Origin of the sequence: Homoserinibacter sp. YIM 151385, from assembly GCF_027912415.1 — a bacterium.
GTDB lineage: Bacteria > Actinomycetota > Actinomycetes > Actinomycetales > Microbacteriaceae > Schumannella.
The window spans coordinates 1811037-1837481 of the sequence record NZ_CP115175.1 but is presented as its reverse complement, the minus strand read 5'-3'; the positions used below and the strand labels follow the sequence as shown (position 1 = coordinate 1837481).

General features: G+C 73.1%; 24 protein-coding genes. 9 read left to right on the top strand and 15 right to left on the bottom strand.

Features of this window, described 5'->3' with window-relative positions; genetic code table 11:
• Positions 1-4 precede the first annotated feature (4 nt).
• Positions 5-2299, bottom strand: a complete 2295-nt coding sequence (locus OF852_RS08940; RefSeq protein WP_271118819.1) for an SDR family oxidoreductase — start codon at positions 2297-2299, stop codon at positions 5-7.
• Complete coding sequence (locus OF852_RS08935) at positions 2296-3120, bottom strand: hypothetical protein (RefSeq protein ID WP_271118818.1); 825 nt, start codon at positions 3118-3120, stop codon at positions 2296-2298. Before OF852_RS08935 ends, OF852_RS08940 begins: the two co-directional genes overlap by 4 nt.
• Before the next feature lie 101 nt (positions 3121-3221).
• On the opposite strand from OF852_RS08935, the gene OF852_RS08930 reads away from it, so the two are divergent.
• The 3 genes from OF852_RS08930 to OF852_RS08920 all read left to right on the top strand — a co-directional run bounded on the left by OF852_RS08930 (position 3222) and on the right by OF852_RS08920 (position 6506).
• The gene (locus OF852_RS08930; protein WP_271118817.1) at positions 3222-3986 is read left to right on the top strand and encodes an SDR family NAD(P)-dependent oxidoreductase; all 765 of its coding nucleotides are present in this window, start codon (positions 3222-3224) and stop codon (positions 3984-3986) included.
• 136 nt (positions 3987-4122) lie between these two features.
• Positions 4123-4842: a lysophospholipid acyltransferase family protein gene (locus tag OF852_RS08925; protein WP_271118816.1), complete on the top strand. Its 720-nt coding sequence runs from the start codon at positions 4123-4125 to the stop codon at positions 4840-4842.
• Positions 4839-6506, top strand: a complete 1668-nt coding sequence (locus OF852_RS08920; RefSeq protein ID WP_271118815.1) for an FAD-binding oxidoreductase — start codon at positions 4839-4841, stop codon at positions 6504-6506. Before OF852_RS08925 ends, OF852_RS08920 begins: the two co-directional genes overlap by 4 nt.
• 108 nt (positions 6507-6614) lie before the next feature.
• Here OF852_RS08920 and OF852_RS08915 read toward each other — a convergent pair whose 3' ends face one another.
• Positions 6615-7151, bottom strand: coding sequence for a hypothetical protein (locus tag OF852_RS08915; protein WP_271118814.1), 537 nt, complete (start codon positions 7149-7151; stop codon positions 6615-6617).
• A gap of 325 nt (positions 7152-7476) precedes the next feature.
• Here OF852_RS08915 and OF852_RS08910 point away from each other — a divergent pair, with 325 nt between their 5' ends.
• Positions 7477-8367, top strand: a complete 891-nt coding sequence (locus OF852_RS08910) for a carbohydrate kinase family protein (RefSeq protein WP_271118813.1) — start codon at positions 7477-7479, stop codon at positions 8365-8367.
• A gap of 13 nt (positions 8368-8380) precedes the next feature.
• On the opposite strand, the gene OF852_RS08905 is transcribed toward OF852_RS08910, so the two are convergent.
• From OF852_RS08905 to OF852_RS08885, 5 genes are all read right to left on the bottom strand, one after another.
• Positions 8381-9745 carry a cryptochrome/photolyase family protein gene (locus tag OF852_RS08905; protein ID WP_271118812.1) on the bottom strand — a complete coding sequence of 455 codons (1365 nt, stop codon included), beginning with the start codon at positions 9743-9745 and terminating at the stop codon, positions 8381-8383.
• Positions 9742-10206, bottom strand: coding sequence for a MarR family winged helix-turn-helix transcriptional regulator (locus tag OF852_RS08900; protein ID WP_271118811.1), 465 nt, complete (start codon positions 10204-10206; stop codon positions 9742-9744). The genes OF852_RS08905 and OF852_RS08900 overlap by 4 nt, the downstream gene beginning before the upstream one ends.
• A 254-nt stretch (positions 10207-10460) precedes the next feature.
• The gene (locus OF852_RS08895) at positions 10461-11126 is read right to left on the bottom strand and encodes a response regulator (RefSeq protein ID WP_271118810.1); all 666 of its coding nucleotides are present in this window, start codon (positions 11124-11126) and stop codon (positions 10461-10463) included.
• Positions 11123-12439, bottom strand: a complete 1317-nt coding sequence (locus tag OF852_RS08890; RefSeq protein ID WP_271118809.1) for a sensor histidine kinase — start codon at positions 12437-12439, stop codon at positions 11123-11125. The genes OF852_RS08895 and OF852_RS08890 overlap by 4 nt, the downstream gene beginning before the upstream one ends.
• Positions 12427-13641: a serine hydrolase domain-containing protein gene (locus OF852_RS08885; protein ID WP_271118808.1), complete on the bottom strand. Its 1215-nt coding sequence runs from the start codon at positions 13639-13641 to the stop codon at positions 12427-12429. Before OF852_RS08885 ends, OF852_RS08890 begins: the two co-directional genes overlap by 13 nt.
• Before the next feature lie 132 nt (positions 13642-13773).
• On the opposite strand from OF852_RS08885, the gene OF852_RS08880 reads away from it, so the two are divergent.
• Positions 13774-15117, top strand: a complete 1344-nt coding sequence (locus OF852_RS08880) for a DUF418 domain-containing protein (protein WP_271118807.1) — start codon at positions 13774-13776, stop codon at positions 15115-15117.
• On the opposite strand, the gene OF852_RS08875 is transcribed toward OF852_RS08880, so the two are convergent.
• Positions 15107-16120, bottom strand: coding sequence for a zinc-binding alcohol dehydrogenase family protein (locus OF852_RS08875; protein WP_271118806.1), 1014 nt, complete (start codon positions 16118-16120; stop codon positions 15107-15109). The two genes, OF852_RS08880 and OF852_RS08875, sit on opposite strands and share 11 nt — an antisense overlap.
• 197 nt (positions 16121-16317) lie before the next feature.
• On the opposite strand from OF852_RS08875, the gene OF852_RS08870 reads away from it, so the two are divergent.
• Complete coding sequence (locus OF852_RS08870) at positions 16318-18405, top strand: acyl-CoA dehydrogenase family protein (protein ID WP_271118805.1); 2088 nt, start codon at positions 16318-16320, stop codon at positions 18403-18405.
• 301 nt (positions 18406-18706) lie between these two features.
• Entirely contained in the window at positions 18707-19132 is a 426-nt protein-coding gene (locus OF852_RS08865; protein WP_271118804.1) for a VOC family protein, read from the top strand.
• Here OF852_RS08865 and OF852_RS08860 read toward each other — a convergent pair.
• The 3 genes from OF852_RS08860 to upp form a co-directional block, all read right to left on the bottom strand.
• Positions 19129-19830: an alpha/beta fold hydrolase gene (locus tag OF852_RS08860; RefSeq protein WP_271118803.1), complete on the bottom strand. Its 702-nt coding sequence runs from the start codon at positions 19828-19830 to the stop codon at positions 19129-19131. The two genes, OF852_RS08865 and OF852_RS08860, sit on opposite strands and share 4 nt — an antisense overlap.
• A 55-nt stretch (positions 19831-19885) precedes the next feature.
• Positions 19886-20689, bottom strand: a complete 804-nt coding sequence (locus tag OF852_RS08855) for a winged helix-turn-helix domain-containing protein (protein WP_271118802.1) — start codon at positions 20687-20689, stop codon at positions 19886-19888.
• A 457-nt stretch (positions 20690-21146) separates the two neighbouring features.
• Entirely contained in the window at positions 21147-21782 is a 636-nt protein-coding gene (gene upp / locus OF852_RS08850) for a uracil phosphoribosyltransferase (protein ID WP_271118801.1), read from the bottom strand.
• A 42-nt stretch (positions 21783-21824) separates the two neighbouring features.
• Between upp and tadA the strand changes: the two genes are divergently transcribed.
• The gene (gene tadA, locus OF852_RS08845) at positions 21825-22286 is read left to right on the top strand and encodes a tRNA adenosine(34) deaminase TadA (RefSeq protein WP_271118800.1); all 462 of its coding nucleotides are present in this window, start codon (positions 21825-21827) and stop codon (positions 22284-22286) included.
• A gap of 75 nt (positions 22287-22361) precedes the next feature.
• Here the strand turns inward: tadA and OF852_RS08840 are convergent, their stop codons facing one another.
• On the bottom strand, positions 22362-23324 hold the full coding sequence (locus OF852_RS08840) for a cation diffusion facilitator family transporter (RefSeq protein ID WP_271118799.1): 963 nt from the start codon (positions 23322-23324) through the stop codon (positions 22362-22364).
• Positions 23325-23375: 51 nt separating this feature from the next.
• Here OF852_RS08840 and proC point away from each other — a divergent pair, with 51 nt between their 5' ends.
• Complete coding sequence (proC, locus tag OF852_RS08835; RefSeq protein WP_271118798.1) at positions 23376-24203, top strand: pyrroline-5-carboxylate reductase; 828 nt, start codon at positions 23376-23378, stop codon at positions 24201-24203.
• Positions 24204-24239: 36 nt separating this feature from the next.
• Here the strand turns inward: proC and OF852_RS08830 are convergent, their stop codons facing one another.
• Together OF852_RS08830 and OF852_RS08825 are read right to left on the bottom strand one after the other, a co-directional pair.
• Positions 24240-24911, bottom strand: a complete 672-nt coding sequence (locus tag OF852_RS08830; RefSeq protein WP_271118797.1) for a potassium channel family protein — start codon at positions 24909-24911, stop codon at positions 24240-24242.
• 51 nt (positions 24912-24962) lie between these two features.
• Positions 24963-26408, bottom strand: a complete 1446-nt coding sequence (locus OF852_RS08825) for a TrkH family potassium uptake protein (RefSeq protein ID WP_442908613.1) — start codon at positions 26406-26408, stop codon at positions 24963-24965.
• Between the last annotated feature and the right edge of the window lie 37 nt (positions 26409-26445).

Below are 26445 nucleotides of genomic sequence, written 5' to 3'. Positions count from 1 at the left end.
CGCCCTAGTCCTTCCGTGCTGCCTTCGCAGCGATCACATCACGTCGGACCCCTGCTCCGCCGGATCGCCAGCGGTGGATCGACCACTGGCGGCGGTGGGCCTCACGAGAGAGTTCGGAGTCGGGGTTGATCGCGGTGGGGTTCCCGACCAGCGAGAGCCACGAGAGATCGGAGTGGTTGTCGCCGTAGCCGTACGAGCCGGCCAGGTCGAGGCCGTGGCGATCGGCGTACTGCACGAGCCAGGCGGCGCGCGCCTCGTCGACGAGCGGCGGCTTCGCGAGGTAGCCGGTGAGCAGCCCGTTGCGCTCGTGCATGCTCGAGGCGACGACCTCGTCGAAGAGCGCCGCGAGGGGGGAGGCGAGGAGGCCGATCGAGCCCGTCACGAGGACGGTGCGGTGGCCCGCGGCGCGGTGCTCGAGGATGCGCTCCACGGCCTCCGCGCTCGTGTGGCGGAGCATCGTGTCCGCGTAGCCGCGCTCGACGATCTTCTCGAGGCGGCGGACCGGCATCCCCTTGTAGCGGCGCAGGAAGGCGCGGATGAACTCGCCGCGATCGCGGCGCTCGGCGCGCAGGTATCCGGGGAGCGAGCCGAGGAGGTTGACGACCTCCTTCGGCCAGGCCGCCTTGCGGTAGCCCGCCGAGCGCACCCAGAGGTACTGCTCGACGATGTTCGACTCGACGACGGTGCCCTCGAGGTCGAACACGGCGACGACGTCCGAGCGCTCCGCGAGCGCCTTCCGCGGGCGGGCGGAGGCGGGCACGGCCGCGGACTGCTTGCGGCGCTGGTAGGCGCGCGTCATGTCGGTGATCGCCGGGAAGTGCACCCGCTGGAGGTAGTCCTCCCAGTCGATGCGCTCGACGTCGAAGCCGCGGTCCTCACGGTGCCTCGCCGGGAGGGCGGCGTCGAGGGCGCGCGTCTGGCGGTCGTCGAAGATGATCTCGGTCCGCACGTAGGCGCGGTAGAGGTCGGTGAAGTTGCCGAGCGTGTCGATGCCGGCCTTGAGCTTCGCGAGCTCGGCCTCCTTGGCCCGCTTCCGGTCGTCGTTGGGGAGGCGGCGCAGCCACAGCTCGGAGAGCTCCGCCTTGCGCTTCGCGAGGGCGACCCCGCGGTTGAACTTCCGCTCGCCCGAGAAGGACCAGTCGGGGACCTCGATGACGCCGTCGCCCTTCGGCATCGGGTTCGCCAGGTAGTACTCGCGCACGTTCTGGAACATGCGGTGGAAGGGCAGCGGGTTCGAGGCGCCGGAGGCGATGTGGAAGTACTCCGGCGCGTTCCGCTTCACCGGGTTCGCCGCCGCCGCGATGATCGCGTTGACGACGAAGTCGACCGGGATGAGGTCGAGGATCGAGTCGGGGAGGCCGGGGAACTCGGGCAGCTGGCCGCGGCCGTAGGCGAGGATCAGCGGGTCGGCGACCTTGAAGCCGTCGATCCATCCGGGGAAGGGATGCTGCAGGGCGCTCTCGATGATCGCCGGTCGGATGACGGCGAGACGGTGGCCGTCCTCGCCCCACATCTCCTCGGCGGCGCGCTCCGCCATCGCCTTGGTCAGGGTGTAGACGTCCGTCCAGCCGAGGCTACGCGCCCGGAGCCGGCCGGCCTCCACGAGCTGCTCGCGCACCCACGCGACGCGGAGCGCCTCGCTGGCGCGGGCGACCGCGATGGGGCCCTCCTTGCCGTGCCGGCGGGTGGCCTCCGCGATGAAGCCCTCGAGGGCGGCGGGCTCGCGCGAGGCGAGCTCGGTGCCGTCGTGCGCGCTGCGGGCCGACTCCCACTCCCGGCGCCAGTCCACCTCGTGCTCGAGCTTCGCCTCCGGCACGACGCCGCGGCGGAGCCCCCCGACGTAGCAGGTGGAGACGTGCACGACGCTGGGGTCGCCGCCGGCCTCGCGGAGCGCCGAGTAGAGCGAGACGGCGCCGTTGACGTTCGTGTCGAAGGCCTCGTGGATGGGCGGGTCGAAGGACACCGTGGAGGCGGAGTGGATGACGACGTCGAGGTCGGCGGGGAGGGGCGGGATGCTCGTCATGCTGCCCTCGAGCACGTTCACGCGCGCGGCGACCGCCGCATCGGCCGCCTCGGTGCCGAGGCGCTCGCGCCAGGCCTTGAAGACCGGCTTGCGCATGAGCTGGCGCAGGCGGTCCTGGCCGGTCTGGCTGCCCTTGCCGCGCACCAGGATCGAGATGCGGGTGCCGGGGTGGTCGGCGAGGAGGCGCTCGAGCACCGCCTGGCCGACGAAGCCGGTCGCCCCCGTGAGGAGGACGTGGGCCTCGCCGAGATCGATCTTGGCGCGCTTGGGGGTCACGGGACGAGCCTCGCTTCGACGTTCGCGGCGACACCGGGTCCGATGCCGGGGAGGTGCTCGAGGAGGCGGCGGATGGCGCCCGCCTCGGCGCGGCCCTCGTCGGAGCCGAAGACCATGCGCTCGAAGAAGCTGCGCTCGTCGTCCGAGCGGCCGACGGAGCCGATGGGCCAGGCGGCGCGATCGAGCTCGCGCCGGGTCAGCTTGCGGGCCCGCTCCGAGACGCGCAGGCGGCGCTCCGCCTCCTCCTGGAGGAAGCGGATGTGGCGGTCCTTGACCTCGATGACGGTGTCGACGAGCCCGTGGAGGGCGTGCGCGGCGCCCGCGAGGCGCCGATATGCCGCCTGCGTGATCCACTCGTCGACGAGGCCGGTCGTCACATGCGCGGCGACGATCTGCGGGCCGTCGAAGTTCGAGGCGATGGCGCGGAGGATGGGGCCTCGGCGCTCGGCGCGCTCGCGCCGGGTGCGGCGGGCGGCGCCGTCCTTCGCCGGGAGGTCCTCGGCGGCGGAGCTCTGCTCGAGGACCGCGTCGAGCGCGTCGGCGAGCCAGAACTTCTCGTACATCCAGGTCGTGAGGAACGCGGTCACGCGGGCGTCCTTGTGGGTCGCCGTCACGAGCAGGTCGCGCATGCGATGCAGCGTGCCGCGCTCGAGATCACGGAGCGCGCGCACCAGGCGGGCGGCGTCCGCGTCCAGCGGCTGCGTCTCCAGGCCCGAGAGGTCGAGGGCGTCGCGGTGGCTGCCGCGGGCGGTCCGCGCGAACTCGCGGACGTCGAAGACGGCCCGCTCGGGAGCGGTCGCCGTGTCGTCGTTCGCGGTCATGCGGGGATCGCCTTCGTGATGGAGCGGATCGTCGTGGTGCGGGTCCGGGGGATGCCGTCCTGTCGCCGGGCAGGACTCCCCAGCACCGTATCGTAAGCGCTATGGGAACTGCGCTCGTCACGGGCGGGACCTCGGGCATCGGCGCGGCCTTCGCGCGGGCGCTCGCGGCCCGCGGCCACGACCTCGTCCTCGTCGCGCGCGACGAGGCCCGCCTCGAGGAGACCGCGGCCGAGCTGCGCGCGACCGGCCGCCACGTGGAGGTGCTCTCGGCCGACCTCTCGGTGCGCGCCGACGTGGATCGCGTCGCCGCCCGCATCGAGGACCCGTCCAGGCCCGTCGACCTGCTCGTCAACAACGCCGGCTTCGGCGTGCACTGGAAGCTCACCGCGAGCGACGTCGAGGTGCACGACCGCGCCATGGAGGTCATGGTGCGCGCGGTGCTCGTCCTCGGCGGCGCCGCGGGGCGCGCCATGCGCGAGCGCGGGCACGGCGCGATCGTCAACGTCTCGAGCACGGCCGGCTTCATCACGATGGGCGCATACTCGGCCATCAAGGCCTGGGTGACCTCCTACACGGAGGGGCTCTCGAACGAGCTCCACGGCACGGGCGTCACCGTGACGGCCCTCTGCCCCGGCTGGGTTCGCACGGAGTTCCATCAGCGGGCCGGCATCCGCTCGTCGAGCATCCCCGAGTCGCTCTGGCTGGATGCGGACGCGCTCGTCGCGACCTCGCTGCGGGATGTGGACCGGGGCCGGGTGATCTCCATGCCGAGTATTCGGTACCGGGTGCTCATCTGGTTCACCCGCCATCTCCCGCGCACGACGGTCCGCTGGATCTCGCGCCGCATCTCCTCCTCGCGAGCCTGACCCCGCCCGCCTCGCGCGCCGACCAGCGGATCGCGCGAGGGCTCCGAATACCGCTGCGGGCATCCGGCAGTAGGCTTGCCCGGTACGTCCACCAGACGCGGGCACGGACCCGCACGGGAGGGGTTCCATGGCCGCGATGGCGCGTGACCGCTTCACGTCCCGCTCGCAAGCCGCCGCGCGCTTCGTCGCCCAGCGCGGCCTGCTCAAGGCGGTCGTCTGGACGATCACCAGGGTCACCGTGATCGGCCGCGAGCAGCTCAAGGGCGTCGACTCCTCCTACGTCGTCGTCGCGAACCACAGCTCGCACCTCGACGCCCCGCTCATCCAGGGCGCCATCCCGCGTCGACTCGGCCGCTACCTCGCGGCCGGCGCCGCCGCCGACTACTTCTTCGACGTGTGGTGGCGCCGTCGGCTGACGGCCCTCTTCTTCAACGCCTTCCCGGTCGACCGCACCGGCGCCGCGAAGCGGAGCGTCAGCGCGAAGGAGCTCCTCAGGCGCGGCGTCCCGCTCCTCGTCTTCCCCGAGGGCACGCGCACCCGCTCGGGGCGGATCGCCGCCTTCAAGCCGGGCGCCGCCGCCCTCGCCGCGTCCGCCGAGGTTCCGGTCCTCCCCGTCGCGATCATCGGCGCCTACGAGGCGCACCCGCGCGGCTCGAAGTGGCCGAAGCCCGGCCGCCTCCCCATCGGCGTCGTCTTCGGGGCGCCCATGCGCCCGCTGCCCGGCGAGACGCCCGTCGATTTCACGACCCGCATCCGCGATGCGATCCTGGCCATGCACGCCGAGCACGCGAGCCGCATCCTCGGCCGCCCGGCCGCACCCCACGACCCCGACACCACCCGAGGAGATCCCGCGTGACCGACGTCAAGCACATGAAGTGGTGGGGCTGGGGCCGCGAGGGCGTCGGCTTCCACCACGAGGACAAGCCGAACTTCGCGCCCTTCGTGCTCGACGCCGTCGGGCTCGACCTGTGGTCGGCCGAGAAGGCCGAGCGCCCCGACTTCGACGCCCTCGATGTGCCGGAGTCGAAGGCGACGACGCCCTTCCGGGCGAAGCTCGCGGAGATCGTCGGCGAGGAGCACGCGCACGTCGACGACATGACCCGCGTCGTCCACGCCTACGGCAAGAGCCTCCGCGACCTGGTCCGCGTCCGCGCCGGTGACCTCGGCCGCGTGCCCGACATCGTCGTCTACCCGGCCGACGAGGCCGAGGTGCAGCGGATCGTCGATGCCGCGGTCGCCCAGGACGCCGTCATCATCCCCTTCGGCGGCGGCAGCAACATCGCCGGCAGCCTCGAGGCCCCGCGCGAGGAGACCCGCGTCATCGTCTCGCTCGACCTCGGCCGCCTCGACCAGGTGCTCGAGATCGACGAGGCCTCCGGTCTCGCCCGCATCCAGGCCGGCGCCCAGGGTCCGGACCTGGAGGCGCAGCTGGGTGCGCAGGGCTGGACGATCGGGCACTTCCCCGACTCCTTCACCCACTCGACGCTCGGCGGCTGGGTCGCGACCCGCTCCTCCGGCATGCAGTCGGACAAGTACGGCGACATCGCCGACATCGCGAAGGGCCTCCGCGTGGTCCGCCCGGGCGGCACGCTCGTCATCCGCGCCATCCCCTCGGCCTCCACCGGCCCGAGCGTCCGCGAGATGATCCTCGGCTCGGAGGGCCGCCTCGGCGTCATCACCGAGGTCACCGTGCAGGTGCACCGCGTGCCGGAGCGGCGCGACATCTTCGCCTACTTCTTCAAGACCTGGGAGGACGGCCTCGCCGCCATGCAGGAGATCTCGGAGTCGGATGCGACGCCGAGCGTCACCCGCATCTCCGACTCCAACGAGTCCGGCTTCTCGCTCGCGACGAGCAAGGAGTCGAAGGGCATCTCGAAGAAGGTGCAGGACGGCCTCTTCGCGTTCCTCGAGGGCCGCGGCTGGGACATGGACGAGGTCTGCCTCTCCTTCATCGGCTTCGAGGGCGGCGAGGCGCACGCGAAGCGCCAGAAGGCGATCGTCGACCGCATCGTCCGCAAGCACCACGGCCTCGGCGTCGGCAAGGGTCCCGGCGTCCTCTACGACCAGAAGAAGTTCGACACCCCCTACCTGCGCGACTTCCTGCTCGACATGGGCGCGGCCGGCGACGTCAGCGAGACGGCCGGACCGTGGTCGAAGCTGGCCGGCATCCACGACGGCGTCTACGCCGCCGCGAACGCCGCCTACGAGCAGATCGGCCGCAAGGGCTGGATCATGTCGCATCTCTCGCACTCGTACCACTCGGGCGCGTGCCTCTACTTCACCTTCGCGTTCGTGATGGGGGATGAGGACCCGCTCGGCGAGTACGACATCGTCAAGCGCGCCATCCAGCAGGCCTTCATCGACTTCGGCGGCACGATCTCGCACCACCACGGCGTGGGCGTCGAGCACTCGCCGTGGCTCGAGCAGGACATCTCCTCGGAGGGCGTCGCGGTCATGCGCGGCCTGTTCGAGGCGGCCGACCCGAAGCGCACCTTCAACCCGGGCAAGATCACCGGCTGAAGCGCCCTCCGCCGGTCGAGGCGGCGCTCGACGACGCCCGCGCACGCGAAGAGGGCCCCCGCCATGCGGCGGGGGCCCTCCGTGTCGGTGCTGCGTCAGCTCAGACGATCAGCGGCCGAGGATGTTGTCGAGGTCGACCGAGTCGGTCACGTCCTCGACGATCGCGTCGGCGTCGACCGCGTTCGTGACGTCCTTGACGACGTCCTTCACGTCGGTGGTGACATCCGTGGTCGCGTCGGTCGTGGTGTCGACGACGTCGCTGACGTCGTTCGTCACGTTGCCGACCGAGTTGCCGTTGCCGGAGCCGTTGCCGACGTTCGCCTCGTTGCCGTTGCCGGCGTTCGTCTCGTTGCCCGAGGCGACGGGGGCCGTCACGTCGTTGCCCGACGCGGTGGCGTTGCCGGAGGCGATGTCACCCGTGCTGATCTCGGGGGCGAGGGCGATGGGCGAGGCGTTCGTCACGTCGCCGATGCCGAAGAGGTCGGTGAACTCCGAGCCGGACAGCAGGTGGGTCGCGGTCGAGTCGTGGCTGTCGTTGGTCTCCACATCCGTGGCGGCCATCGCGGGGGACGCGAAGCCGACGGTGAGGAGCGCGGCGCCCGCAGCGCCGACGATGCCGAAAGCGGTCTTCTTGGTGGTGTTCACGAGTGAATCCCTTCCTAGATTTTTCGGGGACAGGCCAGGGTGACCCGTTGCCGGTCGGACCGGTTCGATCCGGCCGACATGGGTGCTCCGGAGCCCCCACCACCCCCGTTTGGGGGTGGGGCTGGCAGGGTCGTGGCAGCCCGCTGGCAGTCGTGTGGGCATCGGGATCGCGACCAATCCGCCTCGGGGGTCGGCTCCGGGCCGCAGACACGAACGTCGCTCACCCGATCCGGCCGCATGTCCCCCTTTAGGCTGACACGGTGACCCGCTCCGCCTCCGCCGCCGCCATCCGGGTCGTCCCGGCCGCCGCGCCCGCCGCGCTCCGATGACGTCGCGCGAGCGCATCGTCGTCGTCGGCGACCTCCTCAACGACATCGTGGCCGTGCCGCGCGGCGGCTTCCAGCGCAACACCGACACGACGGCCTCGATCCGGCAGCGCCCCGGCGGCTCGGGGGCCAACACGGCGGCCTGGCTGGCCTCGCTCGGTGCCGACGTCGACTACGTGGGCGCGGTCGGCAGCGCCGACGCCGCGCGCCACCGGCAGATGTTCGCGGATGCCGGGGTGCGCGCGCACCTGCAGGTGGAGGTGGGCGTCCCGACCGGCACGGTCGTCATCGTCATCGAGGGCGACCGCCGCACGATGCTCACGGAGCGCGGCGCGAACGCGCTCCTCGACACGGCCGCCCTCACCCCCGCGCTCCTCGAGACGGCGTCCGTCGTGCACCTCAGCGCCTACAGCTTCCTCGACGGCTTCGGCGTCGAGGGAGCGCGGGAGATCGTGGATGCGGCGACCGCCGCCGGCGTCCCCGTCGCGCTCAATCCGGGCTCGATCGGCTATCTCCGCGACTTCGGCGTGCCGGCCTTCCGCGAGGCGACCGAGGGCGTCCGGGTGATCTTCCCGAACCTCGTCGAGGCCGAGCTGCTCACGGGCGAGCGCACCCCCGCCCGCATGGTCGCATCCCTGCTCGAGCGCCACGAGGTCGTGGCGCTCACGATGGGGGCCGAGGGCGTGCTCGCGGCCCGTCGCGGCGAGGAGCCCCGCCGCACGCCGGCCCCGCGCGTCCGGCTCGTCGACCCGACGGGCGCCGGCGACGCCTTCGCGGCGGGCTTCCTGCATCGCTGGGCGCAGGACGGCGATGTGGATGCCGCGGCCGCGAGCGGGGTCATGGTCGCGGCGCGCGCGGTCCTCGCGATCGGCGGACGCCCGCCCTTCTGAGTGCGCCCGGCAATCAGCCGCGTCCGGCGGCCTTCACGGCCTCGTAGGCGTCGAGCGCCTCCTGCCGCGTCGCCTTGAGGTCGACGATCGGATCGGGGTAGTCCTCCGTGCCGAGCTCGGGCACCCAGCGCGCGATGTACTCGTTCCGCGGGTCGAACTTCTTGGCCTGCAGCTCCGGGTTGAAGACGCGGAAGTAGGGCGCCGCGTCCGCCCCGGAGCCGGCCACCCACTGCCAGTTGCCCGGGTTGTTCGCCTCGTCGGCATCCACGAGCGTGTCCCAGAACCACTGCTCGCCGATGCGCCAGTCGATGAGCAGGTTCTTCACGAGGAAGCTCGCGCACACCATCCGCACCCGGTTGTGCATGACGCCCGTGTGCCAGAGCTCGCGCATGCCCGCATCGACGAGCGGGATGCCGGTGCGGCCCCGGCGCCAGGCCTCGAGCTCGCCCGGCTCCGGGCGGTGCCAGGGGAAGGCGTCGAAGGCGGGGCGGTAGTTGTCCTGGTCGAGGGTCGGGACGTGGAACAGGATGCTGTGGTTGAAGTCGCGCCAGGCCAGCTCGGAGAGGAACTTCTCGGCGTTCTTCTTCGCCGGCGCCGCGGTGACCGCCCGGGTCCGGTTCCAGATCTGGATGGGGCTGACCTCGCCGAAGCGGAGGTGGGGGCTGAGCCCGGAGGTCGCGTCGACCCCCGGCTCGTCCCTGCGGTGGTAGTCCTCGAGCCGCTCCTCGAGGAAGTCGTCGAGGCGGCGCCGCGCCGCGAGCTCGCCCGGCTCCCAGGTCTCGCGGAGTCCGCCCGCCCAGTCGGGGCGGGTCGGCAGCAGCCCCCAGTCGTCGAGGCGGTCGCCCTCGGCGCGGCGGCCCTCGATCTCGCGCGGGGCGGGCAGCTCGGGCCGCAGCTCGGTCGCGCGCAGCGCGTTCCAGAACGGGGTGTAGACCTTGTACCCCTCGCCGCTCCCGGTCGTGAGCTCCCAGGGCTCGACGAGCAGGTTCGCCGCGTGGCTCTCGACCTCGAGGCCGTCATCGCGGAGCTCCCGCTTGAGCCGGGCGTCGATCTCGCGGCTGCGGCCGTAGCGGCGGTTCCAGTGGATGCCCTCGGCCCCCGTCTCCGCGAGCACCTCGCGGAGGACGGTCTCGGCGGCGCCGCGGCGGAGCGTCAGGCTCGCGCCGCGCTGCTCGAGGGAGGCCGCGAGCGCTGCGAGAGAGTGGTGCAGCCACCAGCGGCTCGCCCCGCCGAGCTCGCGCATCTCGCGGCTCTCCTCGTCGAGCACGAAGAGCACGACGACGGGACGGTCCCCGTCGACGGCGGCCCGCAGCGCCGGGTTGTCGGCGAGGCGGAGGTCGTCGCGCAGCCAGACCACGACCGGGCGGCGGGGGCTCACGCGCGACCCGCCCCCTCGGGTCCGGCGGGCTCCTCGCCCTGTCGCAGCTTGTTCGTGAGCCGTGCGAGCTCGGCGAGCTCCTCGTCGGTGAGCGCGGAGCTCATGCGCTCGGCGATGACGCGGGAGTGCTGGATGCCGGCCCGGCGGAAGAGCTCCCACCCGGCCTGCGTGAGCTCCACGACGGTGCCGCGCGCGTCGTCCGGATCGCTCGCCTTCGCGACGAGACCGCGTGCGGCGAGTCGGTCGACGAGCCGGCTCACGCTCGGCTGGCTCAGCAGCAGGTGCTTGTTGAGATCGCGGATGCGGCTGCGGCGGCCGGGCTGGCGCGAGAGGTTGAAGAGGACGTCGTAGTCGGTGAAGGTCACGCCCTCGGGGAACTCGGAGCGGATGTGCCGCAGGACGGCGACCTGGGCGCGGTAGAGCGCCTCCCAGGCGTCGACGGCATCCCTCCGCGAGTTCATCGTCACACCCTATTGGGCGCGACCGACACCGCGGGATCCGCGTGACGCGGCGCACCTCCCGGACACAGCGAGAGCCGGCCGCAGAGGCGTGCGGCCGGCTCTCTTCCCTTGCACCAAGAGTGTCCTGCAATCACATTCCGCGTCCGCTGCCACAGCAAACAACTGACGCTCTTGAAATGTATAACGACGAGGTAACGGTGTCCAGTTACCGGATCGTTATTCTTCCTGCCAGTCCGCTGGGAGCGGCTCGCGCGTCAGCCGCCCACCTCCACGAGCCCGGTGCGGATGCCCCACAGCACCGCCTGCAGGCGATCCCGCGCGGCCGTCTTCTGCAGGAGACCCGCCAGGTGGTACTTCACCGTCGTCGGCTCGATGAACAGCCGGGCCGAGATCTCGGCGTTCGAGAGGCCCTCGGCGAGCAGTCGCAGCACCTCGAGCTCGCGGTCCGTCAGGGGATGCGAGCCGGACGGCGGCGGCACCGGCCGGCCGCCGGCCCGCCGGCTCGTGAACTCGCGGAGCACGCGTCGCGTCAGGCGCTGGTCGAGCGTGCCCTCGCCGGCCGCGACCGAGCGGATCGCGCCGAGCAGGCGGTCCTCCTCGGCGCCCTTGAGGATGAAGCCGGCCGCGCCCGCCTCGAGCGCCGCGAACACGTCGTCGTCGACGTCGAAGGTGGTCACCACGAGCACCTCGCTCGAGATGGCGGGATCGGCGGCGATCGCGCGGGTCGCCTCGATGCCGCCGAGACCCGGCATCCGCAGGTCCATGCTCACGACGTCCGGCTGCAGCTCGCGCGCCAGCCGGATCGCCTCCGCGCCGTCGGCGGCCTCGCCGACGACCTCGATGTCGGGCTGGGCGCCCGCGATGACCGAGAGGCCGGCGCGCACGACGGCCTGATCGTCGACGACTAGGAGGGTGATCATCCGATGCTCCGATTCCGATCGAGGGGGATGCGGAGGCGGTTCGCCCAGCCGCCGTCGGCGGTGGGTCCCGTGTCGAGCCGGGCGCCGATCAGCTCGGCGCGCTCCTCCATGCCCTCCAGCCCGTAGCCGCGCGAGGCGGCCCGCTGGCGGCGGGCGGCCGCGCCCCCCGGCGCCGGATCGTTCGAGACGCTGATGGCGATCTCGTCCTCGCGGTGCTCGACGCGGATGCGGCAGGCGGCACCCGGGGCGTGGCGGGCGGCGTTCGCGAGCGACTCCTGCACCATCCGGTACCCGGCCGTCTCCGCGAGCGGGCCGAGCCCGATCGGCTCGCCCGTGACCTCCAGCTCGACGTGGCGCCCGCGCCGCACGGCGGAGTCCGCGAGCTCGGGGATGCGGGCGAGCGTCGGCGCCGGGGTCGGGTCGCCGCCCTCGCCTCCGTCGGCGTCGCCGTCGCCGTCCGCCCGGAGGAGGCCGACCGTGCTGCGCAGGTCGGCCATCGTCGTCCGCGCGTCCTGCTGGAGGGCGGCGAGCATCGCGCCGGCACGGGCCGGATCGCGATCGACGAGCGCGGCCACGGCCTGGGCGCTGACGATGATCCCCGAGAGGTGATGCGCCGCGATGTCGTGGAGCTCGCGCGCCATCACCGTGCGCTCGGCGAGCCGCTCGCGCTCGATCCGGCCCTGCTGCTCGCGCTCCGCGAGCTCGGCGCGCTCCCGGAGGGCCTCGACGAGCTGCCGGCGGCCGCGGACCGCCTCCGCGATCGCCGCCGGCACCGCGTAGTCGAGGAGCACCCGCACGGCGGCGACGCCGAGCGCCGCGAGCGCCGGCGCCGTGCCCGCGGCGAGGAGGGAGGCGCCCCCCACCACCGCGGTCGCGGCGGCGGCGGCCCCGAGCGCGAGCGCGCGACGCCGGGGCGGGCTCGGCGCGGCGGTCGCGGCGTAGGCGGCGAACATGACCGCGAGGGAGCCGATGCCGAGCTCGCCGCCGCTCGTCGCGAGGAGGACGGCATCCACGGCCGCGATCGCGGCGAGCGCGGGGGCGGGCGCGCGGTGCCGGGCCAGCAGCACGAGGGCCTGGAGGAGGACGAGGCCCGCATGGGCGGCGGCGGGCAGGCCCGGCGTCGCGTGCTCGGAGCCCTCCAGGGCGTCGAGCCAGAGGTAGCCGGCGGCGCTCGCCGCGACGAGCAGCGGCGGCAGCGACCGGAGCAGCGCCGGCGGGATCCGCGGCGGCTCGGCGATCATCTCGCGAGTCAACCACGAGCGGTGCCCGGGCGCATCCGCCCGGGCACCGTCCTGCTCGATCAGCGGTCGCACAGCGTCTCGTCGAGCGCGTCGAGCACGATCCGGTACTGGTCCAGCAGCCGCTCCTCGTCGCTCTGGTCGACGACCGCCCACGGGAGGGCGTTCACCGCGATCGTGACGGCGGTGCCGTCCGGGCCGACCGCGTTGCGGGTCTGCATGCCGGGGATGTCGCCGCCGTGGCCCCAGGCCGCGCCGCCGCAGCTGAGCGGGTAGCGCTGGAGGCCCAGGCCGTAGCTCGCGTCGGGAGTGATCTCGTCGCCGGCCGGCACGGCATCCTGCATCTCGCGGAGGGCGGCGTCGCTCAGCAGCTCGCCGCCGAGCAGGGCCTGCATGAAGCGGTTGAGCTCGCCGGGCGTCGAGATCATCGCCCCGGCGGCCCAGGCGAAGGCGGGGTCGAGCTCGGTGATCGCGCGCAGCTCGCCGTCGCCGTCGAGGTGGTACCCCTCGGGGTGCTCGCCGGGGATGCGCTCGTCGCCGGGCTGCGGGAAGACGGTGCGCTCGAGGCCGAGCGGCTCCGTGATGCGCTCGCGCACGAGCTCCGCGACGGGACGCTCGACGACCCGCTCGACGAGCAGCCCGAGGAGGAGGTAGTTGGTGTTGCTGTACTCCCAGCGCTCGCCGGGCCGGAAGCCCGCGGGCTTCTCGAGGGCGATGTCGAGCATGTCGCGGGGCGAGAGGTAGCGGTGCTGCGCCCCGAAGGCGTCGGCGGCGACCTCGTCGGCGTACTCGGGCAGGCCGCTCGTGTGCTGGAGCAGCTGGCGGACCGTGATCTCGCGGCCGTCGATGCCGTCGCCGCGGACGAGCCCCGGCAGCACGGCCTCGATCGGCTCGTCGAGCTCGACGAGGCCCTCGTCGACGAGCTGGAGCACCAGCACGGCGACGAACATCTTGGTGTTGCTCGCGATGCGGACCGCGCCGTCGCGGGGCGGCGCCTCGCCGGTCTCGAGGTCGCCGGCGCCCGCGACCGCATCGATCTGCTCCCCGCGCGCGTCGGTGACGGCCGCGAGCACGCCGGGGTACCCGGCGTCGACGAGGTCGTCGATCCGGCTCTGGAGCGCCGGCGGCGCGGTGCTCGCGTCGGCCGGCTGGCTCCGGACCCAGGCGCCGAGGCCTACGGCGGAGGCGAGGAGCGCGCCGGCGGCGGCGATGGCCGCGATGCGGAGGCCGCGTCGACGCGGCGGACGGGGGGACTGGGTCGAGGTGTCGTTCTCCATGCCTCGAGCCTTCCGGCGCGGGCGCCCGCGCACCCCGGCCGTGCGGACCATGGCCCTGGCCGGATGGACAGTGGCGGTCGCGACCCGGCGCCCCAGGTTGTCGAGCCCGGCCCGGCCTGCCAACCTGGAGGCATGGCCGCCGACGGAACCGACCGCCCGACCACCGCGACCGCCGAGCCCGCGCCGCCGCGGCGCGCATCCCGTCCCGGGACACCGCTCCGGGAGCGCGCGCTCGCCCCCGACGTCGCCCGCGGGGCGATGCTGCTCTTCATCGTCATCGCGAACTCGCCGTTCTACCTCTGGGGGCGCGGGAGCGCGTCCTTCGGCTCCAACCATCCCGAGCCCGAGAGCGCCGCCGACGCCGTCGCGCAGGCGATCACCATGATCGCGATCGACGCACGCTCCTACCCGATGTTCGCCTTCCTCTTCGGCTACGGGATCTGGCAGCTCTTCCGCCGCCAGGTCGCGAGCTCGGGTGAGGCCGAGGCCCGTCGGATCCTGCGGCGCCGGCACTGGTGGATGGTCGCCTTCGGCGCGGCGCACGCGCTCCTGCTGTGGATGGGCGACATCATCGGCGCCTACGGCCTCGCGGGGCTCGTCCTCGTCGCCCTCTTCATCCGCCGCCGGGACCGCACCATCGTCATCTGGTGCGTCGTCCTCCTCGCCCTGCTCGTGCAGTGGGCGGCGCTGTCGCTGATCGGCGGGATCGTCGTCGCGGGGCTGCCGGAGGCGGAGGCCGGCCTCGCCGCGACCGACGGCGGCATGCTCCCCACCGCGGCCGGCATCGAGGATCCGCTCCTCGCGGCGCTCGCCCGACTCGGCTTCTGGGCGGTGCTGGCACCCGCCCAGGGCCTGCTCGGCATGGTCGTGCCGCTCGCGATCCTGCTCGCCGTCCTCGCCGCGCGCCGCGGCGTGCTCGAGGAGCCGGAGCGCCACCGGCGGCTGCTCCGCCTCGTCGCCGGCATCGGCATCCCGATCGGCTGGGTCGTCGGCGCGGTGTCGGCGGCGACGCACCTCGGGGCGATCCCGATCCCGGAGGCGGCGAGCTGGATGCTCCTCGGCGTCCACCAGCTCGCGGGGCTCGCCTGCGGGCTCGGCTACGTCGCCGTCTTCGCGCTCATCGCCGCGCACGTCCGGGAGCGCATGGCCTCGGGCGGCGCCGGCCCCGGCGGGCTGCTGCGGGCGCTGCAGGCGCTCGGCCAGCGCTCGCTGACCTTCTACCTCGTGCAGTCGCTCGTCTTCGCCCCGCTCATGAGCGCCTGGGCGCTCGGACTCGGCGAGCACCTCACGACCGCCACGATCACCCTCGTCGCCGTCGCGACCTGGCTCGCGACGCTCGGGATCGCCGCCTGGATGGGGAGGGCCGGCCTCCGGGGGCCGGCGGAGGTGCTGCTGCGGCGGCTCGCCTACGGCGGGAGGCCGGCGGCGCCGACGGGATCGCCGCCGCCCGCGGCCGCGCCGCCCGTCAGCGGCTGATCACGACCTTCCCGACGACCCCCTCCGACTCGATGAGCCGGTGCGCCTCGCGCAGCGTCGCCGCGTCGAGCCCCTCGAGCCGGGTGGTGGCCGTCGTCTGGAGCTCGCCCGCATCCACGAGCTCGGCGACCCGGTCGAGCGCCTCGCCCTGCCGGCCCATGTCGGGTGTGGCGCTGCGGGCGCGCGTGAACATCCACTCCCAGTGCAGCGTGAGGCTCTTCGGCGGGATGCCGGACAGGTCGAGCGTGCGCGGCCCGTCGATCGAGGTGATCTGGCTGAACGGCTTCGCGAGCTCCACGTAGGAGGCGAAGTGCTGCTCGGTGTACGGCGTGAAGATGTAGTCCGTGCCGTCGGGGGCGACGGCGCGCACCTCGGCGACGAGATCGGCGTGCCCGACGACGTGATCCGCGCCCATCCGCGCCGCGAAGTCGCGCGACTCGGGGCGCCCGGCCGTCGCGACGACGGTGAGGCGGGTGAGGCGCTTCGCGAGCTGCGTGAGGATCGAGCCGACGCCGCCCGCGCCCGCGACGACGAGCAGCGTGCCCTCGGCGGCGGCATCCACCCGGAACCGGTCGAACAGCGTCTCCCAGGCGGTGAGGGCCGTGAGCGGGAGGGCGGCGGCATCCGCCCAGTCGAGGCTCGCGGGGCGGCGCCCGACGATGCGCTCGTCGACCGCGTGATAGGCGGCGTTCGTGCCCTGGCGGCCGACGTCGCCCGCGTACCAGACCTCGTCGCCGACGGCGAAGCGCGTCACCCCCCGGCCCGTGGCGACCACGACGCCCGCCGCGTCGAAGCCGAGGATCGCGCTGCCGTCCGCCGGCGACACCGCCCGCCGCTTGCGGTCGACGGGGTTCACCGACACGGCGCGGATCTCGACGAGGAGGTCGCGCGGACCCGGACTCGGGACGGGCGCCTCGCCGTCGCGGAGCGCACGCGGATCGTCGAGCGGGAGGCCGCCGGTCGCGAAGACGGCGGGCATGGTCTCGGGGAGCTGGGGGGCCATGCCCGACAGGCTAGGGGCGATCCGGATCATGTGCCGGAATCGGCGGACTCCTCCTGTCGAGACGCCCGGAGCTTGTAGGGCATCGACAGACGCGGGCGGAGGCCACGGGGCCGGGTTCGTCGGCCTCCACGAGCATTCGGGGCGAGGTCGGCGGCCGGGGTTACGGTCATCCCGTCCCCACCGCAGAGGAGTCACGCATGCGCACCCGAGTGCTCGACGAGCCCGCCGCCGAGGCGCTGCCCGCCGCCCACCACGACGACGGCGAGGCCGCCGCCGGCCCGAGCATCGACACCGCGCTGCTCGGCGAGCACCTGCTCGGCCGATGGGGCGAGGTGCGCCGGCACTCGCGCGAGCTGCTCCGCGAGGAGCGCTACCACCGCATCGACGGCCTCGGCATGGCCGAGCATCGCGAGCGCGTCCTCGGGCAGCTGCGTCAGCTCGTCGCGGACGGCGCCGTCCACCGCGCCTTCCCGCGCGCCCTCGGCGGCGAGGAGGCGCACGGCGCCAACATCGCCTCCTTCGAGGAGCTCGTCCTCGGCGACGCCTCCCTCCAGATCAAGGCGGGCGTCCAGTGGGGGCTCTTCGGGGCCGCGATCCTGCACCTCGGCACCGAGCGCCACCACGAGGCGTACCTCCCGGGCGCCATGGACCTGCGCGTGCCCGGCGCCTTCGCCATGACCGAGACCGGCCACGGCTCGGATGTCGCCTCCATCGGCACGACCGCCACCTACGACGAGGCCGCCGAGGAGTTCGTCATCCACACGCCCTTCCGCGGCGCCTGGAAGGACTACCTCGGCAACGCCGCGAAAGACGGCCGCGCGGCGGTGCTGTTCGCGAAGCTCATCACGAAGGGGGTGGATCACGGCGTCCACGCCTTCTATGTGCCCATCCGCGACGAGGCGGGGGCGTTCCTGCCCGGCATCGGCGGCGAGGACGACGGCCTTAAGGGCGGGCTCAACGGCATCGACAACGGGCGCCTCCACTTCGACCGGGTCCGCATCCCGCGCACCGACCTCCTCGACCGCTACGGGCAGGTCGCCGCCGACGGCACCTACACCTCGCCGATCGCGAGCCCCGGCCGCCGCTTCTTCACCATGCTCGGCACGCTCGTGCAGGGCCGCGTCTCGCTCGACGGCTCCTCGACGGTCGCCGCGAAGCTCGCCCTCACGATCGCGATCCGCTACGCCGCCGAGCGCCGCCAGTTCACGGCCGGCGCCGACGACGCCGAGGTCGTGCTGCTCGACTACCAGCGCCACCAGCGACGGCTGCTGCCGCGCCTCGCCCAGACCTACGCGATGTCCTTCGCGCACGAGCGTCTCCTCGAGAAGTTCGACGGCGTCTTCAGCGGCGCGCACGACACCGACGAGGACCGGCAGGATCTCGAGACCCTCGCGGCCGCCCTCAAGCCGCTCTCCACCTGGGCCGGACTCGACATCCTCCAGGAGTGCCGCGAGGCCTGCGGCGGTGCCGGCTTCCTCGCGGAGAACCGCTTCACGCAGCTCCGTGCCGACCTCGACATCTACGCGACCTTCGAGGGCGACAACAACGTCCTCCTCCAGCTCGTCGCGAAGCGCCTCCTCGGCGACTTCGCGCAGCGCATGCGCTCGGCGGATGCCGGCGACATCGCGCAGTTCGTCGCCGGCCAGGTGGGGGAGGCGGCGCTCAACCGCTCCGGTCTCCGCCAGCTCGCGCAGCGGGTCGCCGACTTCGGCTCCACCGCCCGCTCGGTCGGCTTCGTGCGCGACGCCGACTCGCAGCGGCAGCTCCTCACCGACCGCGTGCACACCATGGTGGGCGAGATCGCGAACCGCATGCGCAACGCCTCCAAGCTGGATGCGGACGCCGCGGCCGAGCTCTTCAACCAGAACCAGAACGAGCTCATCGAGACCGCGATCGCGCACGCCGAGCTCCTCCAGTGGGAGGCCTTCACGGAGGCGCTCGAGACGATCGAGCACGACGGCACGAGGCAGGTCCTCACCTGGCTCCGCGACCTCTTCGGCTTCACGACGATCGAGCGGCACCTCGCCTGGTATCTCCTCAACGGCCGGCTCTCCGCCTTCCGCGCGCACGCGATCACCGACTACATCGACGACCGGCTCCTGCCCCGCCTCCGGCCGCAGGCGCTCGACCTCGTCGAGGCCTTCGGCTTCGCCCCCGAGCACCTTCGCGCCGAGATCGCGACGGGTGCCGAGCGCGCGCGCCAGGATGAGGCGCGCGCCCACTACACGGAGCTCCGCGAGGCGGGCGCCCTGCCCACCCCGGAGCCCTCCCCGAAGCGCCGCTGACCCGGGACCGCCCCACACCATCCCGCCCCCGCCCCGGGCACCCCTTCCGAAATGCAGGACCGTTCGGCGTGCGCCCAGCAGTTCTCGGGCGCGGCGGATCTCGGGTGCGCAGCCCGTCCTGCATTTCGGAAGAGCGCCGCCGGGCGCCCCTTCCGAAATGCAGGATGCGGGCCGCCGGGATGCCGTGCAGGCCCCGGCAGGCCGGGCGCAGCCCGCGAATCGTCCTGCATTTCGGAAGTCGGGCTGCCGGGCGGCAGGGGGGGCGGTTGACGGGGAGGGCGCGGGCGCGTTGCATGGGGGGATGCTGCGGATCGGGAGCATCGTGATGGGCGTCGACGACCTCGCGAGGGCGATCGAGTTCTGGAGCGCCGCACTGCACGCGCGACTGCGGCGCGAGCCGGACGTCGACTTCGCGATCCTCGAGGCGGAGGGAAACGTCGGCGAGGGCGGCGTCGCGCTGTCGCTCGATGCCGGGCACTCGCGGGTCTCGCTGCCGCCGCGCATCCACCTCGACCTGTATGCCGACGACCAGGCGGCGGAGGTCGAGCGGCTGCTGGCCCTCGGCGCCCGGCACATCGACTGGGCGGGGCGGCCGGCGGAGGCCGACGACGAGATCCTCGAGGACCCCGACGGCAACCGCTTCTGCGTCATCGACGCCTCGCCCGACGGCGACACCGCCTGGCGGGTGAGCCGTGCCGGAGCGGCCCGGACCGAGTTGCGCGGCTAGCTCGCCGGCAGCGCCGCCGCGATCGCGTCGCCGAGCTCGGCGCCGCGGGTGAGCTGCGGCCAGTGGCCCGTCGGGAGCTCCACGATCACGGCATCCGAGAGCGTCGCGAACTCGGCCATGAAGGGATGGCCGCCCGCCGCGAGCTCGTGGATGAGCGCGGCCGACATGGTGCTCGAGATGACGGTCGCCGGGATGTCGCGTCGGCGCGCGTCGCGGAGGACGCGGCGGTCGGTCGCGACGCGGAGCGGCTGCGGCACGGCGCGCGCTCGGAAGGCGGCGAGGCCGCCCTCGTCGAAGCCCGCGAGCTCCGCATCCTCGAAGGCGCTCCAGTCGGGCAGCGGGATCTCGCCTCCCTCGGCGGGCAGCTCCTCGTTGATCGCGGCTCCCTCGGAGAGCGGGCCGGAGTCGACGTAGATGATCCGGGCCACCTGGTCCACGCGCCGGTCGGCTGCGTCGTAGGCGATCGCTCCGCCGCCGGAGTGCCCGACGAGGACGACGGGACCGTCGGCCGCGTCGATCGCGGCGACGACCGCATCCACGTGGTCTTCGAGGCCGATGTCGGACCGCGGCGAGGCCGCTGACTCCAGACCGGGCAGCGTCAGCGGCCGCGGCTCGTGCCCCGCCTCCCGGATCGCGGGGATCACCGCGTCCCAGGAGGACGCGTCGAGCCAGAAGCCGGGGATGAGGATGACGTCCATGCGATCACGCTACGGCGACCCGCCGACAGCCGCGGATGCCGCGTGCCGTCTCGGGTCAGAAGACGTCGGGCGAGGGCGTGGACGCCCAGCGGATCGCGACGTCCGCGTGGCGGTCGAAGCGGTAGCCGGCGCCGCGGACGGTGCGCACGATGTCCTCGTAGGCGCCGAGCTTGGAGCGGAGGCGTCGGACGTGCACGTCGATCGTGCGCTCGTTCGGGGCCTCCTCCTCGGTCGTCTCGGCCCAGAGCGACTGGATGATCTCCTGCCGGTCGATCGTGCGGCCCTCGCGGAGCACGAGGAACTGCAGCAGCTCGAACTCCTTGTAGGTGAGGGGCGCGGTCTCGCCGTCGAGCTGGACGCGCTTGCGCGAGATGTCGATCACGACACCTCCGCGCGCCTCCGGCTCCTGGGCCGGCGCCGCCGCCTGGCGGTGCTTCGCGAGCGCGGCCGGGTCCTGCAGGGCGAGCCGCACGACATCCACGTCGCGGCCGCCCGCGCCGACGGGGGCGAGCGCGACGGACGCGTAGGTCTCGGCGCCGGGCACGAGATCGCCGAGGAGGCGCTTGATCGCCTGGACCACGGTGCCGAGGTCGGTGCCGGCGCGCACCGCGGTCTCCTCGTCGAGGCCGACGTACAGGGCGAAGCCGCGGGCCTCGGTGCCGGCGGGCACGGCGCGGATGCGGCCGGCCTCCGCGGATGACGGCGTGGTCGCGGGGGCCGCGGCGGCGCCATCGGCCGCAGGAGCCGGGGCGGGCGCCGAGTCGCCGATCGGCGGGACGGCGCGGACGGGGGATGCCGGGGCGGGCGCGGCGGGCCGGCGGCGGGCGGGGCGGATGGTGTCGATGGTCGCGAGGGACATGGTGTCGAATCCTTCAGGCTGCGCGGGCGGCGTCCGGGTCTCATCCATCGGAGCTCGCCTCGCTGTGTCGTCGTCGTGCAGAGGTGCGGACGCATCCGTCGATCGCGACGGGGTCCGGGAGTCCTCGCCTGGACCCGGACGATGCACGTCAGCGGGATCCATGGGGACTCGGGCGGGAACGGCCTCTCAGGCGCACATTCGACAGCACATGACCGCGTCCGTCGGCATCATCATGCCGACGACCCCATCCACCTCGCGGGCGAACTGGGTGTGCGGAAGGGCGGTCATGCGTGCAAGTTTCTTGCACGCGCGCAACATCTGTCAACCCGCGCTCGCGGCGACCTCTCGCCGCACCCTGCGCTGCACCCCGCCGTAGACATGTCTATTGCGGCGCGGACCCCGGCACGACGCCGTCCCTCGCGCCGCAGACATGTCTATCGCGAGAGGAGCGCGGGGGTCAGACCAGGCCGTAGAGCCGATCGCCCGCATCCCCCAGGCCGGGCACGATGTAGCCGACCTCGTTCAGCTTCTCGTCGACCGCGCCGAGCACGATCGACACGTCCGCCCGGCCCTCCATCGCCCGCTCGACGGCGGCGAGGCCCTCGGGGGAGGCGATGAGGCAGACCGCGGTGACATCCCGGGCGCCGCGCGCGAGCAGGAAGTCGATCGCGGCGATGAGCGAGCCGCCGGTCGCGAGCATCGGGTCGATGACGAAGCACTGGCGGTCGGAGAGGTCCTCGGGCAGCCGCTCCGCGTAGGTCTCCGGCTGCAGCGTCTCCTCGTTGCGGACCATCCCGAGGAAGCCGACCTCGGCGGTCGGGACCAGCTTGACCATGCCCTCCAGCATCCCGAGCCCGGCGCGGAGGATGGGCACGACGAGCGGCTTCGGGTCGGCGATGGCGAGCCCGCGCGCTTCGGCGACCGGCGTGCGCACCGTGACCTCCTGCGTGCGGACGCCGCGCGTCGCCTCGTAGGCGAGGAGCGTCACGAGCTCCTCGGCGAGCGCACGGAACGTCGGCGCGGGGGTGCGCTCGTCGCGGAGGACCGTCAGCTTGTGGGTGACGAGGGGATGGTCGGCAACGTGCACTCGCATAGGCTCAGGCTACCGTCCGAGCGGGCGGCGAGAGGATGCGGGATGCGGCCCGACGCGGACGACGAGCGCTGGATGCGGCGCGCGCTCGAGATCGCGGCGGCGGCGACCCGGACGGGCGACGTGCCGGTCGGCGCGGTGCTGCTGGATGCGGACGGCGCGGTCCTCGCGGAGGCCGGCAACGAGCGCGAGCTGCTGGGCGACCCGACCGCGCACGCGGAGGTCCTCGCGATCCGCCGCGGCGCGGAGGCCCGGGGCGGGTGGCGCCTCGAGGGCGCGACCCTCGTCGTGACGCTCGAGCCCTGCGTGCTCTGCGCGGGCGCGATCCTCGCGGCCCGCATCCCGCGCGTCGTCTTCGGCGCCTGGGACGAGAAGGCGGGCGCCGTGGGGAGCGTGCACGAGCTGCTCCGCGACCGCCGGCTCAACCACCGGGTCGAGGTCGTCGCGGGCGTGCTCGCCGAGGAGGCCTCGGCGCAGCTGCGAGCCTTCTTCGACGCGCACCGCTGAGCGCGCACCGCTGAGCGCGCACCGCTGAGCGCGCACCGCTGAGCGCGCCCGGCGCGCGCACCGCTGAGCGCGCGCCTAGTCGCTCGCCTTGATGACGATCGCGTCCGTCGAGGGGCTGCCCTCGCCGGGCGTCACGTAGATGTCGGGCTCGATGTAGATGACGCGGGCGTGCGGGATCGTCTCGCGCAGGTCCGCCTCGAGCCGGTTGATGGAGGCGGCGACCTCGGCGATACGGGTCTGGCTCGGGAACGCGACCTTCGCCGCGATCATGAGCTCCTCCGGCCCGAGGTAGAGCGTCTTCATGTGGATGAGCGCCTCGACCTCGCGGTGCGCGTTGAAGACCTCGCGGATGCGCTGCGTCTCCTCCGGCGTCGCGCCCTCGCCGACGAGGAGGCTCTTCGTCTCGATGCCGAGGATGATCGCCACGAGCACGAGGAGCACGCCGATGCAGATCGTGCCGATCGCGTCGAAGACGGCGTCGCCGGTGATGGCGGTGAGGCCGACGCCGAGGAGCGCGAGCACGAGGCCGGTGAGCGCGGCGACGTCCTCGAGGAGCACGACCGGCAGCTCGGGGCTCTTCGCGCGGCGCACGAACTGCACCCAGCCCTGCTTCCCGCGGACGTGGTTCGACTCCCGGACGGCGGTGCGCAGCGACAGCGACTCGAGCACGATCGCGATGAGCAGGACGATGATCGGCAGCCACACGTTGTCGAGCTCGTGCGGGTGCTGGATCTTCTCGATGCCCTCGTAGAGCGAGAACATGCCGCCGACGGAGAAGAGGATGATCGCGACGACGAAGGCGTAGACGTAGCGCTCGCGGCCGTAGCCGAAGGGGTGCTCGGCGTCGGCCGCGCGGCGCGCCCGGCGACCGCCGAGCAGCAGGAGCAGCTGGTTGCCGGCGTCGGCGAGGGAGTGCACGCTCTCGGCGAGCATCGAGCTGGAGCCCGAGACGAGGAAGGCGACGAACTTCGTCACCGCGATCCCGGTGTTCGCCAGCAGCGCGGCCACGACCGCCTTCGCCCCGCCTGACGCGCTCATGCAGCCCCGCTCCCTCTGTCCCGGTGAGGCCTCCAACCTACACTCGGAGTCATGAGCGTCGACCTGCCCCGCATCGCGATCCTCGGAACCGGCTCGATGGGCGGTGCGATCCTCTCGGGTCTCACCGCGGACGGCGTCGTCGTCGACGGCGGCATCCGCGTCACGAACCGCACCGAGGCGAAGGCGGCGGCCCTCCGCGCCCCCGAGGTCACCTCCCTCGCGACCGAGCTGGAGCCGGAGGCGAACCGCATCGCGCTCGCCGGCGCCCGGGTCGCCATCATCGGCGTGAAGCCCGGGATGGTGGCGGACCTCCTCCGCGAGGTGGCGCCGGCGCTCGAGCCGGACACGATCCTCGTGAGCGTCGCGGCGGGGGTGACGACCGCATCCATGGAGGCGCTCGTGCCGAACGTCGTCGTGCGGGCCATGCCGAACACGCCGTCGCTCGTCGGGCGCGGCGTGACCGGCATCGCGGCCGGGTCGCGGGGGGATGCCGAGGATCTGGGCCTCGTGCGCGCCGTCTTCGAGACGGTCGGGGAGGTCCTCGAGGTGCCGGAGTCGCAGATCGACGCGCTCTCGACGATCAGCGGCTCGGGGCCGGCCTACGTCTTCTTCCTCATCGAGCAGCTGAGCCGGACGGCGGTCGGGATGGGCTTCACGGCCGAGCAGGCCGCGGTCATGGTCGAGGGGACCTTCCGCGGCGCGAGCGAGCTGCTCGCCCGCTCGGAGGGCGACCCGGCCGAGCTCCGTCGTCGTGTCACCAGCCCGAAGGGCACGACGGAGCGCGCGATCGCCGAGCTCGAGGCGGCGGAGCTGTCGGCCGTGTTCGACCGCGCCACGGCGGCGGCGCTGGCCCGGGCCCGGGAGCTCGCGGCCGGCTGACGCGCGGCCGGCGGCGCGGGCGGCGGCGCGGGCGGCTCAGCCCGCGACGCTCGCGAAGCGCTCGATGTCGGCGGAGGAGCCGCTCGCGATGATGAGGTCGTGGTTCGAGATGACGGTGTCGGGCGTCGCATAGGTGAAGTCCTTGCCGGGGCTCTTCACGCCGACGACCGTGATCCCGTACTTCTTCCGCACGCCCGACTCCGCGAGCGTGACGCCGCGGATCGGCTTCGGCGGGTACATCTTGACGACCGCGAAGCCGTCGTCGAACTCGATGAAGTCGATCATGCGTCCCGAGACCAGGTGCGCGACGCGCTCGCCGGCCTCCGCCTCCGGGTAGATGACGTGGTTCGCGCCGATGCGCGAGAGGATCTTGCCGTGCGACTGGCTGATCGCCTTCGCCCAGATCTGCGGGATCTTGAGGTCGACGAGGTTCGCCGTGATGAGCACGCTCGCCTCGATCGAAGAGCCGACCGCGACGACCGCGATCGAGAAGTCCTGGGCCCCGATCTGGCGGAGGGCGTCCACCGAGCGGGCGTCGGCCTGGACGGCGTGGGTCACGCGCTCCGACCACTTCTGCACGAGCGACTCGTCGGCGTCGACCGCGAGCACGTCGCGGTCGAGGCGCTGCAGCTGACCTGCCGTGGCGGCGCCGAAGCGCCCCAGCCCGATCACCAGGACGGGTGCGTCGTGCGGGATCTTGTCGACCAAGGGGTGCGGTCCTCTCGAGACGGTGGTGCGTCGGGCGTGCTGGTCGGCTGCTCAGCCGACGATCGGCCGCTCCTCGGCTCTGCGGTACAGCTGTCGTCGTTGCGACGCAGCAAGCGCCGCGGCCAGCGTAACCGTCCCGACTCGACCGGCCCACATGGTCGCGGAGAGGATGTACTTGCCGGAATCGGGCAGCGACTCGGTGAGCCCGGTGCTGAGACCGCAGGTGGCGAACGCGGAGATGACGTCGAAGAGCACCCGGTCCAGCGGCTCGCCGGTGAGCTGGAGGATCGCGATCGAGGCGGCGGCGACGATCGTCGCGCCCCAGAGCACGACGCTCACCGAGAGGCGGAGGACATCGGTCGGGATGCGGCGCTCGAAGACCTGCATGTCGTTGTCGCCGCGCGCCTCGGCGATCGCGGCGAGGAACAGGACCGCGAGCGTCGTCACCTTGATGCCGCCCGCGGTCGACGCCGACCCGCCTCCGACGAACATCAGCATGTCCATGGCGAGCAGGCTCGAGCCGTTCATCTCCCCGACGTCGATGGTCGAGAATCCGCCGGATCGGGTCATGACGGAGGTGAAGACGGCGGTCACGGGCCGCCACCATGGATCCTCCCCTCCGAGGGTCGACGGGTTGTCCCACTCGAGTGCGAGGATCGCCAGCCCGCCGAGCGCGATCAGGATGAGGGTCGTGTAGATGGTGAGCCGCGCGTGCACGGACAGCCGTGCCCGGAGCCGCACCCGACGGGCGAGCGCGAAGATGACCGGGAACCCGATGCTGCCGAGGAACACGCCGATCGCGATGACGCTGAGGAACCAGGGGTCGTGGCGGAAGGGCTCGACCCCGGCCTCGGTCGGCACGAACCCGGTGTTCGTGAACGCGGACGCGGCGAAGTAGAAGCTCTTCCAGACCGCGGCCCAGGGATCCAGACCGTAGATCAGCAGCTTCGGCACGAGCGCGAGGGTGAGGGCGAGCTCGATGACGAGGGCGCTGATCGCGACGGTCGCCAGGAGGCCGCCGATCTCGCCGAGTCGGACCGCCTGAGATTCGGCGACCGGTCCGACTCTGAGGCGCGAGGGGTTGCTGTCGCTCGCGGCGATGAGCCGCTGCTGCAGGCCGAGCTTCCGCGAGACCGCCAATCCGAGGATGCTCGCGAGGGTCAGGACGCCGATGCCGCCGACCTGCAGTCCGATCAGGATGGCGACGTTGCCGAAGGTCGACCAGTGCGTCGACATGTCGACCACGGTCAACCCGGTCACGCAGATGGTCGAGACCGCGGTGAACAGGGCGTCGGCGAGCGAGGTGCCGCCCGGTCCCGCGCTCGAGACCGGCAGCATGAGCACGATCGTGAGCACGACAATCAGGCTCGTGAACACGAGGATCGCGAAGCGCGACGGCGAGGTCTTGGCGAAGTGGCCGATGCGGTGGCGGATCCGGTCGCCGAGCGAGGCGTTCTCGGAGAGGCGGGCCTTCGCCGCGACAGGACTGCTGCGCACGGGGGGCAATGGTACTCCCGGCCCGTGCTGACTACCC

Bases quoted from the DNA above. Each gene is read 5' to 3' on its own strand.
- OF852_RS08935 (WP_271118818.1), bottom strand. From the start codon at position 3,120: ATGACCGCGAACGACGACACGGCGACCGCTCCCGAGCGGGCCGTCTTC.
- OF852_RS08930 (WP_271118817.1), top strand. From the start codon at position 3,222: ATGGGAACTGCGCTCGTCACGGGCGGGACCTCGGGCATCGGCGCGGCC.
- OF852_RS08925 (WP_271118816.1), top strand. From the start codon at position 4,123: ATGGCGCGTGACCGCTTCACGTCCCGCTCGCAAGCCGCCGCGCGCTTC.
- OF852_RS08910 (WP_271118813.1), top strand. From the start codon at position 7,477: ATGACGTCGCGCGAGCGCATCGTCGTCGTCGGCGACCTCCTCAACGAC.
- OF852_RS08900 (WP_271118811.1), bottom strand. From the start codon at position 10,206: ATGAACTCGCGGAGGGATGCCGTCGACGCCTGGGAGGCGCTCTACCGC.
- OF852_RS08895 (WP_271118810.1), bottom strand. From the start codon at position 11,126: ATGATCACCCTCCTAGTCGTCGACGATCAGGCCGTCGTGCGCGCCGGC.
- OF852_RS08885 (WP_271118808.1), bottom strand. From the start codon at position 13,641: ATGGAGAACGACACCTCGACCCAGTCCCCCCGTCCGCCGCGTCGACGC.
- OF852_RS08880 (WP_271118807.1), top strand. From the start codon at position 13,774: ATGGCCGCCGACGGAACCGACCGCCCGACCACCGCGACCGCCGAGCCC.
- OF852_RS08875 (WP_271118806.1), bottom strand. From the start codon at position 16,120: ATGGCCCCCCAGCTCCCCGAGACCATGCCCGCCGTCTTCGCGACCGGC.
- OF852_RS08870 (WP_271118805.1), top strand. From the start codon at position 16,318: ATGCGCACCCGAGTGCTCGACGAGCCCGCCGCCGAGGCGCTGCCCGCC.
- OF852_RS08865 (WP_271118804.1), top strand. From the start codon at position 18,707: ATGCTGCGGATCGGGAGCATCGTGATGGGCGTCGACGACCTCGCGAGG.
- OF852_RS08860 (WP_271118803.1), bottom strand. From the start codon at position 19,830: ATGGACGTCATCCTCATCCCCGGCTTCTGGCTCGACGCGTCCTCCTGG.
- OF852_RS08855 (WP_271118802.1), bottom strand. From the start codon at position 20,689: ATGTCCCTCGCGACCATCGACACCATCCGCCCCGCCCGCCGCCGGCCC.
- upp (WP_271118801.1), bottom strand. From the start codon at position 21,782: ATGCGAGTGCACGTTGCCGACCATCCCCTCGTCACCCACAAGCTGACG.
- tadA (WP_271118800.1), top strand. From the start codon at position 21,825: ATGCGGCCCGACGCGGACGACGAGCGCTGGATGCGGCGCGCGCTCGAG.
- OF852_RS08840 (WP_271118799.1), bottom strand. From the start codon at position 23,324: ATGAGCGCGTCAGGCGGGGCGAAGGCGGTCGTGGCCGCGCTGCTGGCG.
- proC (WP_271118798.1), top strand. From the start codon at position 23,376: ATGAGCGTCGACCTGCCCCGCATCGCGATCCTCGGAACCGGCTCGATG.